The organism is Dysosmobacter sp. Phy (genome assembly GCF_054476235.1).
The window spans coordinates 537029-553624 of the sequence record NZ_CM136997.1; the positions used below are offsets into that span (position 1 = coordinate 537029).

A 16596-nucleotide genomic window follows, 5' to 3' on the forward strand; every position below is an offset into this window, starting at 1 on the left:
TCACAGGCTGTTGACGGCCGCCTCCAGCTGCTCCATGGCCCGCCGCAGCGTAGCCCGGGGGCAGGCGGCGTTGAGGCGCATGAACCCCTCCAGCTGCCGCCCGAAGGAGCAGCCGTCGTTGAGGCCCAGCTTGGCCTTTTGGATCATGAAGTCGTGGAGCTGCTGATTGGTAAGGCCCAGGGTCCGGCAGTCCAGCCACATGAGATACGTGGCGTCCGGGGCGAAGGTCTTGATCTTGGGGATATGTTTTTCGCAGTAGTCCACCACGAAGTCGAAGTTGTCGGAGAGGTAGGGCAGCAGCTGCTCCAGCCACTCCTCGCCGCCGGTAAAGGCCGCCTCCATGGCGGTCAGGGAGAAGGCGTTGTTGCGGTGGATGTCCATGTTCATCCAGAACTTGTCGAACACCGCCTTCTTGTGGGCATCCGGGAACACGGCGGTGCTGGCCTGGAGGCCCGCCAGGTTGAAGGTCTTGGTGCCGGAGATGCCGGTAATGACGTTGGCGGCGATCTCCGGGGAGAGAGACGCCGTGGGGATGTGCTTTTTGCCGTGGAAGATCAGGTCGGAGTGGATCTCGTCGGAGACCACCGGCACGTGGTACTTCAGGCACAGCTCCATCATCCGCCGCAGCTCCTCCTCGGTCCACACGATGCCCACGGGGTTGTGGGGAGAGCACAGGAGAAAGAGGTCGGAGATCTTCAGCTTCTCCTCAAAGTCCGCCCAGTCCACGGTCCACTTCCCGTCCTTTTCCACCAGGGGGTTCTCCACCACGGTGCGGTTCCAGGCCTCGGTCATGTCGTAGAACTCGGAGTACACCGGGGTCTGGATCAGTACGCTGCCGCCCTGGGGGGTGAACAGCTTCACGCAGGCGCTGAGGGTCTGGACCACGCCCAGGGAGAAGCTCATGAGGGCGGGGTCGATGTCCCAGCCGTTGCGGCGCTTCTGCCAGGCCCGGATGGCGGCAAAGTAGCTCTCCGGCCGGGCGGTGTAGCCCCAGATGCCCTCCCGGGCCCGGGCCTCCAGAGCGTCGATGACGGGCTGGGCCGTTCTGAAATCCATATCCGCGATCCACAGCGGGATCACGTCGTCGGTGCCGAATTTCTTCACCCGCTCGTCGTACTTGGCAGAGTGGTTCCGGGAGCGGTCGATGATCTGGTCGAAATCGTATTTCATGGGGTGAACTCCTTTCCACGATGGTCATCTGCTGACTCCATCATGGGGGCTGCGGCTCCGTTTGTCAAGGCTTCGCCATCTCAGAGGGAGAATTTTTCAAAGCTCAGCCCCTCCAGGCCCCGCGCTTCCACCTCCGCGAATTCCTCCGCCCCGCTGGTCCGGTAGTGCAGCCGGAAGCAGCCGGCGTCCAAGTCGTATTCCACCCAATTGTTCAGCCCTCCGCCGGGGACAAAGTCCGGCAGTTCCTCAAAACGACAGGTGCCCAGATATACCCCGCCGTCCCGGCGCTGGTACACATAGACTTCCCTGCCGCCGTCGGCGCCGAAGGTGACGTTGCACACCAGCTCCTCTGCCCCGTCCCCGTCCAGGTCCACGGTATAGTCCTCCGGCTCTCCATAGCCGAAGCTGGCCGCGACGGCGGTCCGGCTGCCGCCATCGGACACGGCGTAATAGGTCCGCTGGCTCCATCCGTACAGGGTGGTCACCGTCACCAGCACGCCGTCGTAGCCCAGAATGTCCGTGAAGGGCTCCTCCCGGGTGGAGGCGGGCGCATTGGCCGCCAGCAGTTCCACCAGAGCGGCGAAGGCCTCCGGCGAGGCGCCGCAGTCCCCGATGGTCATTCCCTCCGGCAGGCTCCGCTCGGCGGTCTCCGGCGTCACCCAGGTGTAACTGCGTCCGTCCGGCGACCAGGCCCGGACCTCCCGGAGCTGGGGATACAGCGCCAGAAGCAGCAGACCGTCGCTGGCCAGGCGGTTCACGGAGACAGCCCGCTCCCAGGCGTCCTCCGTTGTAAATTGCAGAAGCAGCCCGTCTCCCTCCCATGATACGGTGAAGGCCCCCTCCAGATAGGGATCCGCCCAGGGGCCCCGGCACACCACCTCCGCCGCCATGGCCTCCGGCGTCAGCGTCCGGGCCATGTCGTACAGCTCCCCGGCAGTCAAGGGCTGGAACGCCGTCCAGTTCTCCAGCCACTCCAGCAACTGCGCCAAGGCGGCAGGAGAGGCCCCCATGGCCTTGACGCCGTCCGTCATGCCTGCCGCAGCCAGCAGTTCGTCGGCTTTCGCCGCCGTCAATTCCCCGGTGGCAGCCGGGGCGTCCGAGCCCTCCGGCGTCCACTCCCAGATCACCTTCGTCAGTTCCTCCCGCAGCGCCAGCAGCACCACCGCCTTCTTTTCCATGGCCCGCCCAACCGCCTGGGTATCCGCCTCCGGATCGTCAAAGCGGAAAGAGAGGGTCTGGGCATCCGTTCGGGCGATGGTACGGCTCCCCGCCGGGACCCAGGAGGGCTGACCATCCACACCGGGAATTCCCTGGTCCAGCAAAATCTTCTCCAGCTCCATTTCAGAGCCATCCCGCAGCGCCCACAGCCGCTGGGCCAGAGTGTCTGAGGCGGTGACGGCAGGGAGATCCTCCCACAAGTCGTCCACCAGCGCCTGGAGGCCCGCCAGGGTCTGCCCCAGGGTATGGATATCCCGCCAGCCCAATTCCCGTGCGAACTTGTCCAGACTGTATGAGCCGTCCTTGGTGTAAAGCGTCTGCCAGTTCCGGCCGCCGTCCCGCCCATAGCCGTACATCACCTGGTCCACGTCTCCCACCAGGGCCGGCACCACCTTGGAGGCGGTGATCATGGCGTTCTGATACGCCTCCAGGTCCGCCGGGCTCTCGCAGAATACCCGCAGCGTTCCCGCGTCCTCATAGAGGGGATGGATCCCCAGCTCCAAGGTGCAGTTCTCCAGGTCCGGCACCCCCAGCGTCTCCAGAATGGCCCGGACACCGGCAAGGTCCTGATGCAGCGTCTCCCCCAGGGGCAGGGTGGGCAGGTCTCCCTCCAGCGCCCGGTCCATCCGCAGTCCGTACAGCACGGCGGGCAGGCCGATGACGCCGGTCTCGATCCGCTCCGCCAGCGTGTCCGCCATCTGTCGGGACACCGCCAGCCGCAGCACCACCGCCACGGGACAGGCGGCCAGCAGCTCCGCCGGGTCCCCTTGATTCAGAGCGTCACAGGACATGGCGGGAATGCCCGTCTCGGCGTCGCTGTAAAGCACTGCCGCGATGGCGGCGCTGTCTCCCAGCCACAGCTCCGTCTGCTCCCGGATATAGGTCCAGGACACCAGTTCACAGCCGTCCGCCTCCGGCATCAGCGTGGGGAAGGAGCCGGAGGAAAAGCGCACGCCGGTCTTGCCGTCCTCCCGGAAGATCTCCAGGGGGAAGGCGCCCTCCCGCTTTGTGACGCCCTCGCCGTCGGCGGCCATGCCGTCCATGACCATGCAGGAGCGGTCCTCCAGTTCCCCATAGCGGTAGACCTCCCGGTAAAAGACGAAGGAGCGGGTGTCCTCGGGGAACTGATACTCCAGGGACCAGACTCCGTCCGTTCCCTCCGTGCCCCGGACAAAGCCGCTGTCCGGCCGCGGAGCGGGATTGCTGATGCAGGCCGTGACCGCCAGGAATACCGCCGCAAAGGCCAGAAAGCCGATGCGGGGCGTCTCCTTCTTCCAGTTCAGCACGTGTCTGACCCGCCGGGCGGCGTCGTGTTCCCCAAAGGCCAGGGCCGCCGGCACCCGCCGGGTCAGGGCGAAGGACACCAGCGCCTCGCTGTACCCGGTTTTCGTCTGGTCTCCCAGGGCGGAGAGCACCGCCTCGTCGCAGCTCATCTCCATGTCCCGGCAGAACAGCACCCAGCAAAGCCACACCGCCGGGTCCCACCAGTATGCCGCCAGAATGCACCACCCCAGCAGCTTCCACCAGGGATCGCCGCGGCGGATGTGATGGCGCTCGTGGACCAGAACGCAGGTCCGCTCCGTGCCGGTCAGGCCCGGCGGCAGGTAGATCCGGGGCCGGAAAAAGCCCAGAACGAAGGGCGTGGGCACTGCCTCGCTCTCCCACACCTCGCCGCCGCACCAGACGGCCCCCGCCAGGCGGCGCCGCAGGCGCACCAGGCTGAGGACTCCCACCGCCAGCAGGGCGATCACCCCCAGCAGCCACACCACCGCTCCGATCTGAAGCAGCAGCCGGCTCCAGGAAATGGCACCGGAGTCCGAAAGAAGAGGGATCGCCTGTGCCGCCTCCTCCACCGGAACAGAGGGGACGCTCACGGCGCCGCCCGATACGGCGGGGGCGGTGACAGACGGCGCCGCCGGGGCCAGGGCTGCCGCCACCCGGGGCAGCTCGTCCACCATCCCGGTGCCCACGGCGCCGGTGGTCTCCGCCAGCTCATACAGCCCCGGCAGCTCAAAAATGCTCCACAAGTCCTCGGTGCTGACGGGGCACGCCAGCCGGAACCCCACCGCCAGCCACAACGCGTAGCTGTACTTCCGGGGCGCCCACTGAAGAGCCAGACGCACCAGCAGCACCGCGACTATCACCGGCAGGACCGTCAGGGCCATGGAGAGGAGCCTGGAAAATACCGCTGTCAGCAGTTCCATGCTCACCCCTCCTTATACTGATCGATGAGGCGCTTGAGGTCCTCCGCCTCCCCCTCCGTCAGCTTCCGCCCGCCCATAAAGGCGGTGAGAAACCCCGGCAGGGACCCGCCGAAGGTCTTGTCCACGAACCCCTCCGCCGCATGGTGATCCACGGCCGCCCGGGGCACCGCCGCCGCGACAGTGCTGCTCTCATTTCGGAGGATCCCCTTTTCGCACAGCTTCTTCAAAACCGTATACGTGGTGGACTTCTTCCAGCCCAGCTGCTCCCGGCACAGCTCCACCAGCCGTCCGGAGCCCACGGGCTCCGCCGCCCACACCACCTGCAAAAACCGGTACTCACTGTCGCTGAGATGATACCGCTCCATGGTCCGCCCTCCCTTGGTCTATTTTTATCGACCTCTTGTCTTTAGTCTATAACAATAGACCTCCCTTGTCAAGAAAAACCGGGCCGCCTTACGGGCGGCCCGGCAATGGGGACGACGAGATCAAATCACACAGCCAGATACAGGTCCAGCAGATTCAGCAGAACGGTTTCGGACAGATAGGTGACGCCGTTTTCAATGACGCAGGTGCCGCCCGCCTCGAAGGAGGTGCCGTCAGCCTCATAGCCGTACACGGCGCCGCCGGGCACGGCGGACAGCAGCGCCTCGGAGGCCCAGTTCTCGGGGGCCAGTTCCTCACTGTACGTCACCACAGCGCCCTTGGCCGCATCCCAGCGGACGTTCATGCCCAGGGCCTCGGCCATCGCCCGGACCGGCAGCAGCGTCTCGCCCTCAGACGTGACCTTGGCCTTCTGGGCCAGGGCGGCGCCGTTCAGGGTCACGGTGCCGTCCTCAAAGCAGTTCACATAGCCCTTGTACTGGTAGGGGAACACCAGGACTTTGGTAGCCTCGCCCTTGCTGTCGGACCAGACCAGGATCCGGGTCCCGGGGATCAGGTCCTCCAGGCGGACGATGTTCTTGGTGCGGTAGGGGGTCAGCTCGGCCTTGTCGGTGATCTTCAGCACCTTGCCGCCGGCGGCAGTGACCTCGGTCCAGGTCAGGGCCGGAGGGGGCTCAATAGCGGGCACAGCCTGGGGCGTCACGGATACGATCTCATAGAACTGGGGCACCGCGTAATCGGCGGGGATATTGGTGAGGATCAGCAGCGCCGTGGCCTGGGGCGGCAGGCTCAAGGTCATAGCCGGTCCCACCCAGGCATAAATGAGATCGCCGTCCTTCAGACTGTCAATATCCACGCTTTCGCCGGTGACGGCATCCAGGCAGATGATGTCCTCTCCGTGGAGGACCACCTCACTGAGGCCGTCACTGCTGTTTTCCACCAGCAGGCCGCCGCTCTCCAGGCGAGACAGCGTGCCCCAGACCATCACAGGACCCAGGCGGTCCGCCGCAGGGTCTTTCTCCGTCTCTGCCGCCAGCGCGGGCACAGTCAGCATCGCCATGCACAGCAGCAGGGACAGACCTCTTAAAAATCGTTTCATCATATCGATCATCCTTTCCCGTTTGGGGTGGAGCCTTTGCTCCCTTTGCTCATACAGACGGACACAGACCGGGAAAAGTTCCCTCTGAAGAGGGAAAATTTTATAAAAGAGCCCCCGCCTGGTCCAGGCGGGGGCTCTCAGTACGAATGTTTACTTTTTCCCGTGAAGAGCCTTCATCCGCTTTTCGTGATCCAGGATGGACTTGCGCATCCGCAGGCTCTTGGGGGTGACCTCCAGCAGCTCGTCGTCGGCCAGGAACTCCAGGCACTGCTCCAGGCTCAGCTGGCGGGGAGGCACCAGGCGCAGCGCCTCATCGGAGCCGGAGGCCCGCATGTTGGTCAGCTGCTTCTTCTTGCAGATGTTGACGGTGATATCCTCGCTGCGGGGACTGACGCCGATGATCATGCCGCCGTAGACCGGCACGCCGGCACCAATGAACAGCGTGCCCCGCTCCTGGGCGTTGTACAGGCCGTAGGTGATGGACTCGCCGGTCTCGAAGGAGATCATGGAGCCGGTGCCCCGGCGGGAGATGTCGCCCTTGTAGGGGGCGTAGCTGTCGAACACGGAGGCCATGATGCCCTCGCCCTTGGTGTCGGTCATGAAGTCGCTGCGGTAGCCGAACAGGCCCCGGGCGGGAATCAGGAACTCGATCTTCATCCGCTCGCCCACGGGGGTCATCTCCACCAGGTCCGCCTTGCGGCTGCCCAGCTTCTCGATGACGGCGCCCACGCAGTCGCCGGGCACGTCCACCACCAGCCGCTCGATGGGCTCGCACTTGACCCCGTCGATCTCCTGGTACAGCACGCGGGCGGGAGAGACCTGGAACTCGTAGCCCTCCCGGCGCATGGTCTCGATCAGGATGGAGAGGCTCATCTCGCCCCGGCCGGCCACGTTGAAGGCGGTCTCCTTGTCGGTGTCGCTGACCTTTAAGGACACGTCCTTCAGCGTCTCCCGGTACAGCCGGTCCCGCAGCTGGCGGGAGGTGACGAACTTGCCCTCCTTACCTGCGAAGGGAGAGTCGTTGACGGAGAAGGTCATCTCCAGGGTGGGAGCGGAGATCTTCACGAAGGGCAGCGCCTCCACGGCGGAGGGGTCGCAGATGGTGTCGCCGATGGTGATGTCGCCGATGCCGCTCATGGCGATGATGTTGCCGGCGGTGGACTCGGTGACGGCGTTCCGGGCCAGGCCCTCGAACTCATAGATGGCCGTGGCCTTGGCCTTGCGCAGCACGGCCTCGGGGTCGTGGTAGTTGCACACGGCGATCTCCTGGTTCTGCTTCAGGGTGCCCCGCTCGATGCGGCCGATGGCGATACGGCCCACGAAGTCGTTGTAGTCGATAGAGCTGACCAGCATCTGGAAGGGCTGGTCCACATCCGCCTCGGGGGCGGGGATATACTCCAGAATGGTCTCAAAGAGGGGCGTGAGGTCGGTGCCCACGGTCTCGGGAGAGTAGGAGGCGGTGCCGTTGCGGCCGGAGCAGAACAGCATGGGGCTGTCCAGCTGCTCGGGCGTGGCGTCCAGGTCCATCAGCAGCTCCAGCACCTCGTCCACCACCTCGTGGATGCGCTGGTCGGGCCGGTCGATCTTGTTGACCACCACGATGACCCGGTGGCCCAGCTCCAGGGCCTTGCTCAGCACGAAGCGGGTCTGGGGCATGGGGCCCTCGGCGGCGTCCACCAGCAGAATGACGCCGTTGACCATCTTCAAAATGCGCTCCACCTCGCCGCCGAAGTCGGCGTGGCCCGGGGTGTCCACCACGTTGATCTTCACGTCCTTGTAGCGGATGGCGGTGTTCTTGGCCAGGATGGTGATGCCCCGCTCCCGCTCCAGGTCGCCGGAGTCCATGACCCGGTCCACCACTTCCTGGTTCTCCCGGTAGACGCCGCCCTGCTTGAGCATCTCGTCCACCAGCGTAGTCTTGCCGTGGTCAACGTGGGCGATGATGGCGACGTTTCTCAAATGTTCATTCTTCATATATTCGTCTCCTTAACGGCAGGCCCCGGGGGCGCGCCTGTTTTTCACATACGGCTAAATATTATAGTCCGCTTTTTTTGACTTTTCAATATAATATCTCACATTTTTTTAAATTTTTTCCCAACTTTTCCGTCAGTGCGCTCCGTCCCGAAAAAGTATTACCTTTTTCCACAAAGAACCCCCTGCCCCGTCCAGTGTTTTTTGGTTTCCCCTCCATTGACCCATCCTTTCCGGCGACACTATAATAAAAGTGCTGCGGTGGAAGCGGCGCCAGCGCCGCACGTTCCCCGCAAGTAACCGTGGTCCGCTGGGACCACCCCAGGAGGCATTTTTCGCCATGTACCGTATCAAGACATTCAACAAGATCTCCCCCGTGGGCCTGAACCGGCTGGAGCCGGAGCACTACACCGTCTCCGACGCCGAGACGCAGGAGGACGGCATTCTGGTCCGCTCGGCCAAACTCTTGGACTACGACTTCCCCGCCAACCTGCTGGCCATCGCCCGGGCCGGCGCCGGCGTCAACAACATTCCTCTGGACCGCTGCTCCGAGCAGGGCATCGTGGTGTTCAACACCCCCGGCGCCAATGCCAACGCCGTGAAGGAGCTGGTGCTGTGCGCCATGCTGATGGGCTCCCGGGACGTGCCCGGCGCCATCGACTGGGTCCGTAAGCAGGTGGATACCGGTGTGGACGTGACCACCGTGGTGGAAAAGGGCAAGGCCGCCTTCGTGGGGCCGGAGCTCTATAAAAAGACCCTGGGCGTCATCGGCCTGGGCGCCATCGGCTCGCTGGTGGCAAACATTGCCCTGTCCATGGGCATGGATGTCTACGGCTACGACCCCTTCCTGTCCGTGGATGCCGCTCTGCGGCTAGACCGGCACATCCGGGTGGTCAAGGATATCAACGAGCTCTACAAGCGCTCCGACTATATCACCGTCCACATCCACTACACCGCCAAGACCGAGCATATGATCGACGCCAAGGCCATCGCCGCCATGAAGCGGGGCGTCCGTTTCATCAACCTGGCCCGGGGCGAGATCGTGGACGACGACGCCATGCTCGCCGCCCTGGACACCGGCTGGGTGGCGGCCTATATTACCGACTTCCCCAACAACCGTCTGGTGGGCGCGCCCCACGTCATCGCCATGCCCCACCTGGGCGCCTCCACGCCGGAGAGCGAGCAGAACTGTGCCGTCATGGCGGTGGATGAGCTGAAGGACTATCTGGAAAACGGCAATATCCGCAACAGCGTCAACATGCCTGCCGTCAGCCAGGAGCGCAGCGGCGTTTGCCGGCTGTGCATCCTGCACCGGAACGTGCCGGCCATGCTGGCCAACATCACCGCCCTGCTGTCCCGGGACGGGGTGAACGTGGAGAACATGAGCAACAAGTCCCGGGGCGACTACGCCTATACCATCGTAGACCTGGGTTCTCAGATTGACGGGGCCGTAATCCAGGATGTAAAAAACCTGGAAAACGTCATCCGGGTCCGGTTCATCGCGTGAATGTGCCGCACGAGAGGCTCCTTTCCAACAAGAAAGGAGCCTCTTCTTTTCGTCTGCAAGGCCTCCTGCCGGCTCCCTCATTGACAGAGACGGGAAAAGCGGGTACAATAAACTTCAATTTCATGCCCCGATAGCTCAGCAGGATAGAGCGATCGCCTCCTAACAATGGAACCGTTCGAATCCCGAAGCCTTGTATAACTGAATAATTTCTGTATATGCCCCCGTACCTCACCAGGATAGAGGGTCCGCCTCCTAAGCGGAATGTAGTGAGTTCGAGTCTCGCCGGGGGTGCCAAAAATGACCGCTGTAAGCCGTTTTTTGATGGTTTACAGCGGTTTTTTGTTATCGTCCCTTTTGAACGGCCTTGCCGCTCCGCCGGAACGATTTTATACATTTTCCGCTGTATCCCTGCTAATTGGCTTCGAACATTTTTTCCGGGTTTGCTAATGAAAATCGGGGATTTGCTAATACGATTTTTCCGAACTATTTTCCGGATGGGGCCGACGCCAGCAATGCGGCCAGTGTGTTGGCCAGTTCCGGCGACTTGCGGAGCTGTTCCACCAGGGCCTCCAAGTCCAGCGACACGCGCTCCGGCTCCTTCGGCCCCCTGGTCTTTGCCGGAGGGCGCACCGTCCGCAGGTCGGGATTGGCGCTGGCGTAGAAGGCGTCCTCGAACTTCTGGGCGTTTACCTTTCGGTCCTCGTCCAGAATGTGGGCATACACGCTGGTGATCATGTCGATCTGGGCGTGGCCCGTGTCGCCCTGGGTGGCCTTCAGGTCACCGTGGTTGAGTTTCAGCTTGTAGGTGGTGCTGGAATGACGGAGGGAATGAAAGACCACTTTGGGCAGCCCCGCCTTCTCCCGCAGCTTCTCAAACTCCTTCAGAAGCACCCGATCCTCACAGGGGCGCCCGTTGGGCAGCGCCACCACCAGGTCGTAGTCCTGATACTCGTCCCGGAGCATCTCTTTCAGTTCGTCCTGGGACTTCTTCCATTCCAGCAGAATGTAGGCCAGAGTCTTGGGCAGCCACACCTTGCGGATGCTGGAATCGGTCTTTGGCTTCTTCAGGATGATCCGGGTGCTGGTGTTGGCAAACAGGGGCGGGAACACATAGTAGACATCCCGATGCCCCAGCATTTCAATGGCCCGCTTGGAGGCCCGCGTCAGCTCCTTGTCGATGTAGACATAGGCATTGTCAGCGGCGATGTCCTCGTCGGAGATATGGACATTGCTCCAGGTCAGCCCCATGATCTCACCCATGCGCATGGAACAGGCAAAGGCCAGATTCATTGCCACATAGAGTTTCCCGTCCGTACACTGATCCAGGGCGGTGCGGATCATATCGGCAGTCCAGATGTCCCGCTTTTTATGTTCCACTTTGGGCAGGATCACATTATCGAAGGGGTTCTTGGGGACCAGCTCCCACCGGACTGCCTGCTTGAAGGCGCAGCGGAGGAGCTTGATGATCTTGTCAATAGTGGCGTTGGTCACGAACTCTGTTTTGGCATGGTGGTTCTTGGTGTTCACCGCAGGGGTTTTCTGCAAGGTCTGGATGTACTTGTCCACCACACGGGGCGTGATGTCCTGCACTTTCATGTCCCCGATGATGGGGTTGATGTAGTTGGCGATCAGGGAGTTTTGGCTGTCATACATGGAAACGCCCCACCGCTTTTCGCCGTAGAGGGAGACGAAGTCCAGCAGAAACTCCGAGATACTTTGATTGCTGGGCGGGAGAAAAGACCGGGTGGTTTTCTGATTCTCCACCTCCGCCTTGCGCTTCAATGCGTCCTGATAGCTGGAGCGCGTCTCCCACTTCTGCTTGGTCTCGCCGTTCTCGTCCACATAGGTGTAGACGATGGAATAGTTTTTCTTTCTTTTGATGATGGATGCCATAACGAACCTTCCTTTCTTGTGTCACAGGTCAAGTGACTCCAGCCAGTGGTCGAACGACCGCTTGGAAATCCGTATGGCGTTGCCAATTCGTACGCTTTTGAAAAGGTCCTCCCGCACAAGGCTATATGCCCGTGCCTGGCTGACACCTAAGATCACGGCAATGTCATTGACCGTATAGGTGCGGCACTCCAAAGGCCTTTTCTCGGTACCGTTCTGAATCTCTGACACAGCAGCCTCCTTTCCAGTCAGAAACGGCACGCAAAAGGGTGTTCATTCATAACTTCCACCCTCATTGTACCGCGCCGTTTCGGGTTTGTCTGCTGCTAATGGAAAGTTTACGAACTATCCGTAAACAGAAAAGCAGAAGATTTATCTGAAAATAAAAGAGGCAAAAACGGATGGCTGCTGGCCGCAGCTCCACGGGAATCTCACCCCGGCCCATACTGATGGGTGCGCCGCGCAATGCTTTGAGGGCGTTCAACGCGGGAGTCTCATTATCCTGTCTGTGCATCTTCGCCCACAGGCTGCCACACCTGTTTCGCGGCCTGGTTTTGTCGCTCACCTGTTTGGTAGGGGTCCCGTCCTGCGGACTTGCAACAGGGTCATGGCGCACCGGCCGACCGGCTCCACACAGACAGATCGTATCCGTCTGCCTTATGCTGCCCGAAGGCTTTCTTTGTCAAGGTGGGGTCAGTCCCCGGTATCGGCAAAGGAGGAAAGGGTAAGCCGCTTGCCTTCTGCCAGGGCTGAAAGGATCAGGCGCGCATCACGGCCCGGATCAGTCGGATTTCCAGACAGCGTTTCATGTGGGTATCCACGCACACATGAGGGGTTCCGTCTTTGTCATAGAGGGTACGGGTACACAGACGGCTCATATAGTCGTCGTAGTACCGCAGCACTTGCTCCATGGCCTCGCTGTCACCACCGGAGGCCGCGTGGATTACCCAAACGGGCGGCAGGTCCTTTCCCTTGTGGATGGGCTCTGTCATCTTCCTCAGCCTCCTTTCGGCATCAGCGCCGACAATGCTTCGCGCAGCTCCTGCAGCGCCCTCGTCCGGTGCCGCTGAACGGCGCTCCGGGACATCCCAACGAGATTGCCGATCTCACCGTCTGCTAGGTCCAGAGTGCAGTGCAAAATCAAAATGCTCTGCTCTGTCTGCGGCAATGCGGAGAAAGCCTCGGCCACAAGCTCGTTGTCGATATGTAGATCGTAGCCGTGCGACGAGAACACAATGCTGTCGCTGGGGTAACGATCCACGACGCAGAGCTTGTCCAGCTCCGCCTGGGACAAGTCGCTAAAGAAGGCTTCACGCTCTCTTTGGCGTTTCATGTTCCGCAGGTAGGCTCTGGCCTCGTTTCGCAATACCTTCTTGCAAAAAGCATCGAACCGGCATTGCTCGCCATAGTCGCGGGGGTTAGATTCCATCAGTTTCACCCCCTTTCCATGGGGGGATCAGGTGGCTCTCTCCCTTTCCGCTACTACCAATCCTGCGAGAGCGTGTTCTGCCCGCTAAACGCCTCCTTTTTGAAGAAAATTTGAGAAAAGCAACGGCCAGCCATCCCGACCGCAGGAAACGACAAAAAGCGCCCGGCAGGTCACAGACCCACCGGGCACAATGGCAAGTGATATGAAGTTTATTTACATGGTATAGTTCATACTCATGGCCGAACCTGTCCGACGAATGGAACGGGCTTTTTTTGAGCGGCTAGCCCTCGTCAGATCAGGCGGGGATAGTATCCGGCGCAGCATGGCGGCATCCTCCTTCTATGCCGCCGTGGAAGCTGTCAGGGCAAAGAAAAACGGCGGCTTTGGCACAGTCAAAGCCGCCGATATTTATATGGGCGTGTCAAATGAGCTGCTGGACGACGGCTTTTTTTCTTTGCTGTCATCCATCAGCACATAAAATATGTGTTATGCAAATTAACCTGGTATTGTCAGCTTAAAAATATTTCTTCTAACGTCGTTTTGTGTGGGATAACTGCGAAAATTCTAACGCCTTGCGCAGTAAGCAGATTTATTATTGGAGAAATTTCATCTTGTGACTTAATTTCAAAGATTAAGCCGGTAGGATTGGCCTCCAGAATAGAATATATCTCACATAACTTCGACACATTAAAATCGTCTGGTGTAGTACATTGCACCTGCAATCGAATTGAGGATGTATGTTGGTCAATCACGCTTTGCAATTCTCCTTGAACTTGGAAAAGTCCTCGGTCAAGGATTGCAATATGGGTACAAATTTTATTTACCTCGGCAAGATTATGAGAAGCCATAAGAATGGTGGTTCCACCTTGGTTGAGTTTTTGAAAGAGGTTTTGCAAGTGCAAAATTGATTCTGGATCAACACCAGAAGTAGGCTCGTCTAAAATCAATACTTCCGGGTTATCTGCGATAGCTTGGGCAATCGCAATTTTTTTCTTCATTCCAAAAGAGTATGCCTTAATTTTTGTTTTCAGTGATACTTGAAGATCAACCTTTTCAAACAAAGCAAGGACTTCTTTGTGGCGGATACGTTGCCCTTTTAAGGCCATCATATATTGTGTAAATTCTAATCCATTCATATCCCCAAACAAATCTGACACATCCGGCATAATCCCCATGTGTACCTTTGCTTTATCCAGTGCAAAATCCCCCGTGCCCAACACACAAAAAGAACCTGATGTTTTGCGTACAGTTCCGCAGAGAATATTGATTAAGGTGGATTTTCCGGCTCCGTTTTTTCCTAGCAGCCCCCAAAACTCGCCCTTCTGAATCGTCAAATTTAATCCTTGCAAAACATTCTTTGTGCCATACTGTTTTTGTAAATTATGTATTTCTATGGTACTCATTTTTACAAATCCATCCTTTTGAAAACTGCTATCGCCGTTCCCACAAAAATCGCAGAAAATATGATGGGCATTAACGTGTTCCAGTCCAATTTAACAATATAGCTGTAAGGAAACAAAAACCGCAGAAAACTATTCTTTGCCATGGTGTATAACCCTGCAAACGGAAGCGCAATTCCTACTACAAGACCTAAGAAATTGCTGGCAGCGCCTCGTTTTACAAGGACAGACAGTAGTATGATAATGCTGTTATAGTAGATCATCATCACTGTATTGGTTATTAACTCGCCTACATCAAATACCTTATATTTCAAAAACAGGCACCCATATATGAGAACAAAGCATATAACCCAAAACATGACGTTTGCCGAAAACTTTCCCGTAACATATTCCGTTCTGGATATTTTACTGATAACCAAGCGTACTGACTTACGTTCCGTTTCTCGGTTAATGCTGCTATGTGAAAGAATAGAGGCAAACAGATAACCAAGAAGCATTACAGCCAGCTTGATAATGACATAAAAAGAACCAGCGTAGGTCTTGTTATCTATCCCACCGATTTCTACGGATGTTAATGCAAAGAGCTGATTTAAAGAAAAGCCCAGAACGACAAACAGAAAAACAAAAAATACGGAACGGAAACTGAAAAATTGATGACGACACTCTCTCCAAAATACCGCTCGCATTATTTCTACCCCCTTTTTTCGATGGATTTTCGGCAGAGAATCCATCCAAGGAGAAGCAAGATTTCCAGAACGCCAAATACCTTGATACTTTCATTGAATGATGTGTTTTCAAATACAAAAGGACTGGCAATCATTAGAGCCAATGTAAGCGCAGGCACAAGGCCGCCCCATATCCAATGCTTTCTAAAGCATAAAAAAATGTGAAGTGCCAAAACGGATAAAGCAATAATGGACGGTAACATGATTTTCCTCCCAATAAAAAAGTGCCATGACTGTTGTTATAACAGAATCATAGCACTTTCTTTTTTGCATTCCGGGAGCTTGTAAGAATTACATAGGCACCTTGTCATTTTTAGTTTGAATGCCATACAAAACTATTTTATTTACAAAGCAGTTATCTTGAATATCAATATTCATGGTTCCGCTGTATTTTTCAATTATATGGCGAACATTTTTCAAGCCCAACCCATGATAGAACGCATCGTCTTTTCGTGAGGATAGCAGGGATTTCCCGGCCTCTGGCGTATGGTCAATGCTGTTTTTGATCTCAATAAAAAGCATACTATCGACGTATTGCATTTTGAAGCAGATATATGGCTCCTTGACATGATCTCGCTCACAAGCCTCTATTGCATTGTCAAAAATATTTCCTAAGACCACCACGGCATCAGAAAAAGAAATGGATAAATTATGGGGAACAAGGATGCTCTTGGAAACAGATATTCTTTTTACGGCTGCTTCATTTATTTTCAAATTGAGAATGGCATCTATTCCCGAATTTCCAGTAAAAATCGTATCATCCGAAAGTCTAATTTGACTTGTGATTTCATTCAGGTATTCTCCAATCTCACGATCCTTGTGTTCAGCAGCCAACAATGAAATAGCTTCAAGGTGATTTTTCATGTCATGCCGAATACTTCTTATTTGCTCGTGCGCGCTTATCAATGCTTGATAGTGTTCTTCCTGCAAATGAAGCTGTTGTTCAAAAAGTGCCGACTGCACTCTTTTCTGCACTAATTCTGAAAGTTTTCCATACAAATAAAAAACAATAATGTTCACCAGCAAGCACATCAAAAGCAACGGAAATTGTAGCATATTTGAATCTTCGATGGACAAGCTACTGTGCGTTGCCAAATAGGAAATATAAGCTACTCCTAATATGCTGATTATCGGGATTGCCAAAAGAGGAAACCACATTGTGTATGGAAGCTCTACTTCGGTAGGAGCACATACTTTTTCGGCCAACTTACAAATTAGGAAGAAAATAATGTGAGGGCATAAGATTACAAATGCTCCCATTGTAAATTCCGGCAATGTCATGGATTCTCCAAGAGCAAAAGCCGTGAATAAAGAAGTCATCGCTAATACAAGCAATGTGATCTGAAAAATAATTTTCTTTTGCCTGCCTGCATTATAAAACGGGAGCAGAATATTGCAAATTACTGCAATCCCCCATAAAGCAGTATAAGGAGCGCAAAGAAATGAAGCACCTATTACAGATATAATTTTTGCCAACTTTAGGTATGGCCCTTTGCGGGAAAAGCCATACAAAGCGTTCATATATTGAGAAATAATGTAGAGATCAAAGACGTTCAGCGGGATATAGGCAATAGCGATAAGTAAGTAAGTTGATATATCCAT

Annotated in this window: 15 protein-coding genes and 1 tRNA gene; 3 read left to right on the forward strand and 13 right to left on the reverse strand. The window is 57.2% G+C overall.

Features of this window, described 5'->3' with window-relative positions; translation table 11 throughout:
- The 5 genes from ACVDHE_RS02685 to typA all read right to left on the reverse strand — a co-directional run bounded on the left by ACVDHE_RS02685 (position 1) and on the right by typA (position 8046).
- Positions 1–1170: a MalY/PatB family protein gene (locus tag ACVDHE_RS02685; RefSeq protein WP_458885498.1), complete on the reverse strand. Its 1170-nt coding sequence runs from the start codon at positions 1168–1170 to the stop codon at positions 1–3.
- 80 nt (positions 1171–1250) lie between these two features.
- On the reverse strand, positions 1251–4592 hold the full coding sequence (locus ACVDHE_RS02690) for a M56 family metallopeptidase (protein ID WP_458885499.1): 3342 nt from the start codon (positions 4590–4592) through the stop codon (positions 1251–1253).
- Between the two features lie 2 nt (positions 4593–4594).
- Positions 4595–4957: a BlaI/MecI/CopY family transcriptional regulator gene (locus ACVDHE_RS02695; RefSeq protein ID WP_418724723.1), complete on the reverse strand. Its 363-nt coding sequence runs from the start codon at positions 4955–4957 to the stop codon at positions 4595–4597.
- A gap of 125 nt (positions 4958–5082) precedes the next feature.
- On the reverse strand, positions 5083–6075 hold the full coding sequence (locus ACVDHE_RS02700) for a stalk domain-containing protein (RefSeq protein WP_458885500.1): 993 nt from the start codon (positions 6073–6075) through the stop codon (positions 5083–5085).
- Between the two features lie 147 nt (positions 6076–6222).
- Entirely contained in the window at positions 6223–8046 is a 1824-nt protein-coding gene (gene typA / locus ACVDHE_RS02705; protein ID WP_213039551.1) for a translational GTPase TypA, read from the reverse strand.
- 337 nt (positions 8047–8383) lie between these two features.
- Here typA and ACVDHE_RS02710 point away from each other — a divergent pair, with 337 nt between their 5' ends.
- Positions 8384–9550, forward strand: coding sequence for a phosphoglycerate dehydrogenase (locus tag ACVDHE_RS02710; protein WP_213039552.1), 1167 nt, complete (start codon positions 8384–8386; stop codon positions 9548–9550).
- Positions 9551–9767: 217 nt separating this feature from the next.
- Positions 9768–9844, forward strand: a tRNA-Arg gene (locus ACVDHE_RS02715).
- Positions 9845–10033: 189 nt separating this feature from the next.
- Here ACVDHE_RS02715 and ACVDHE_RS02720 read toward each other — a convergent pair.
- From ACVDHE_RS02720 to ACVDHE_RS02735, 4 genes are all read right to left on the reverse strand, one after another.
- Entirely contained in the window at positions 10034–11443 is a 1410-nt protein-coding gene (locus tag ACVDHE_RS02720) for a site-specific integrase (RefSeq protein ID WP_458885501.1), read from the reverse strand.
- A 21-nt stretch (positions 11444–11464) separates the two neighbouring features.
- Positions 11465–11671, reverse strand: a complete 207-nt coding sequence (locus tag ACVDHE_RS02725) for a helix-turn-helix domain-containing protein (RefSeq protein WP_065533846.1) — start codon at positions 11669–11671, stop codon at positions 11465–11467.
- A 527-nt stretch (positions 11672–12198) separates the two neighbouring features.
- Positions 12199–12432: a helix-turn-helix domain-containing protein gene (locus ACVDHE_RS02730; RefSeq protein WP_050617427.1), complete on the reverse strand. Its 234-nt coding sequence runs from the start codon at positions 12430–12432 to the stop codon at positions 12199–12201.
- Positions 12433–12437: 5 nt separating this feature from the next.
- Positions 12438–12869 carry a sigma-70 family RNA polymerase sigma factor gene (locus ACVDHE_RS02735; protein ID WP_458885502.1) on the reverse strand — a complete coding sequence of 144 codons (432 nt, stop codon included), beginning with the start codon at positions 12867–12869 and terminating at the stop codon, positions 12438–12440.
- Positions 12870–13104: 235 nt separating this feature from the next.
- Between ACVDHE_RS02735 and ACVDHE_RS02740 the strand changes: the two genes are divergently transcribed.
- Positions 13105–13347: a hypothetical protein gene (locus tag ACVDHE_RS02740; protein WP_458885503.1), complete on the forward strand. Its 243-nt coding sequence runs from the start codon at positions 13105–13107 to the stop codon at positions 13345–13347.
- A gap of 31 nt (positions 13348–13378) precedes the next feature.
- On the opposite strand, the gene ACVDHE_RS02745 is transcribed toward ACVDHE_RS02740, so the two are convergent.
- The 4 genes from ACVDHE_RS02745 to ACVDHE_RS02760 form a co-directional block, all read right to left on the reverse strand.
- Positions 13379–14272 (reverse strand): ABC transporter ATP-binding protein, encoded by an 894-nt coding sequence (locus ACVDHE_RS02745; RefSeq protein ID WP_458885504.1) that lies wholly within the window; start codon positions 14270–14272, stop codon positions 13379–13381.
- A gap of 2 nt (positions 14273–14274) precedes the next feature.
- Positions 14275–14955: a hypothetical protein gene (locus tag ACVDHE_RS02750; protein WP_458885505.1), complete on the reverse strand. Its 681-nt coding sequence runs from the start codon at positions 14953–14955 to the stop codon at positions 14275–14277.
- Between the two features lie 5 nt (positions 14956–14960).
- Positions 14961–15197 (reverse strand): hypothetical protein, encoded by a 237-nt coding sequence (locus ACVDHE_RS02755; protein ID WP_227604516.1) that lies wholly within the window; start codon positions 15195–15197, stop codon positions 14961–14963.
- Positions 15198–15285: 88 nt separating this feature from the next.
- The gene (locus ACVDHE_RS02760; RefSeq protein ID WP_458885506.1) at positions 15286–16596 is read right to left on the reverse strand and encodes a sensor histidine kinase; all 1311 of its coding nucleotides are present in this window, start codon (positions 16594–16596) and stop codon (positions 15286–15288) included.

Excerpts from the sequence above, each read along its gene's own strand:
- ACVDHE_RS02720 (WP_458885501.1), bottom strand. The coding sequence starts at position 11,443 with ATGGCATCCATCATCAAAAGAAAGAAAAACTATTCCATCGTCTACACC.
- ACVDHE_RS02740 (WP_458885503.1), top strand. The coding sequence starts at position 13,105 with ATGGCCGAACCTGTCCGACGAATGGAACGGGCTTTTTTTGAGCGGCTA.
- ACVDHE_RS02685 (WP_458885498.1), bottom strand. The coding sequence starts at position 1,170 with ATGAAATACGATTTCGACCAGATCATCGACCGCTCCCGGAACCACTCT.
- ACVDHE_RS02700 (WP_458885500.1), bottom strand. The coding sequence starts at position 6,075 with ATGATGAAACGATTTTTAAGAGGTCTGTCCCTGCTGCTGTGCATGGCG.
- typA (WP_213039551.1), bottom strand. The coding sequence starts at position 8,046 with ATGAAGAATGAACATTTGAGAAACGTCGCCATCATCGCCCACGTTGAC.
- ACVDHE_RS02750 (WP_458885505.1), bottom strand. The coding sequence starts at position 14,955 with ATGCGAGCGGTATTTTGGAGAGAGTGTCGTCATCAATTTTTCAGTTTC.
- ACVDHE_RS02760 (WP_458885506.1), bottom strand. The coding sequence starts at position 16,596 with ATGGATATATCAACTTACTTACTTATCGCTATTGCCTATATCCCGCTG.
- ACVDHE_RS02695 (WP_418724723.1), bottom strand. The coding sequence starts at position 4,957 with ATGGAGCGGTATCATCTCAGCGACAGTGAGTACCGGTTTTTGCAGGTG.
- ACVDHE_RS02755 (WP_227604516.1), bottom strand. The coding sequence starts at position 15,197 with ATGTTACCGTCCATTATTGCTTTATCCGTTTTGGCACTTCACATTTTT.
- ACVDHE_RS02745 (WP_458885504.1), bottom strand. The coding sequence starts at position 14,272 with ATGAGTACCATAGAAATACATAATTTACAAAAACAGTATGGCACAAAG.
- ACVDHE_RS02735 (WP_458885502.1), bottom strand. The coding sequence starts at position 12,869 with ATGGAATCTAACCCCCGCGACTATGGCGAGCAATGCCGGTTCGATGCT.
- ACVDHE_RS02730 (WP_050617427.1), bottom strand. The coding sequence starts at position 12,432 with ATGACAGAGCCCATCCACAAGGGAAAGGACCTGCCGCCCGTTTGGGTA.
- ACVDHE_RS02690 (WP_458885499.1), bottom strand. The coding sequence starts at position 4,592 with ATGGAACTGCTGACAGCGGTATTTTCCAGGCTCCTCTCCATGGCCCTG.
- ACVDHE_RS02710 (WP_213039552.1), top strand. The coding sequence starts at position 8,384 with ATGTACCGTATCAAGACATTCAACAAGATCTCCCCCGTGGGCCTGAAC.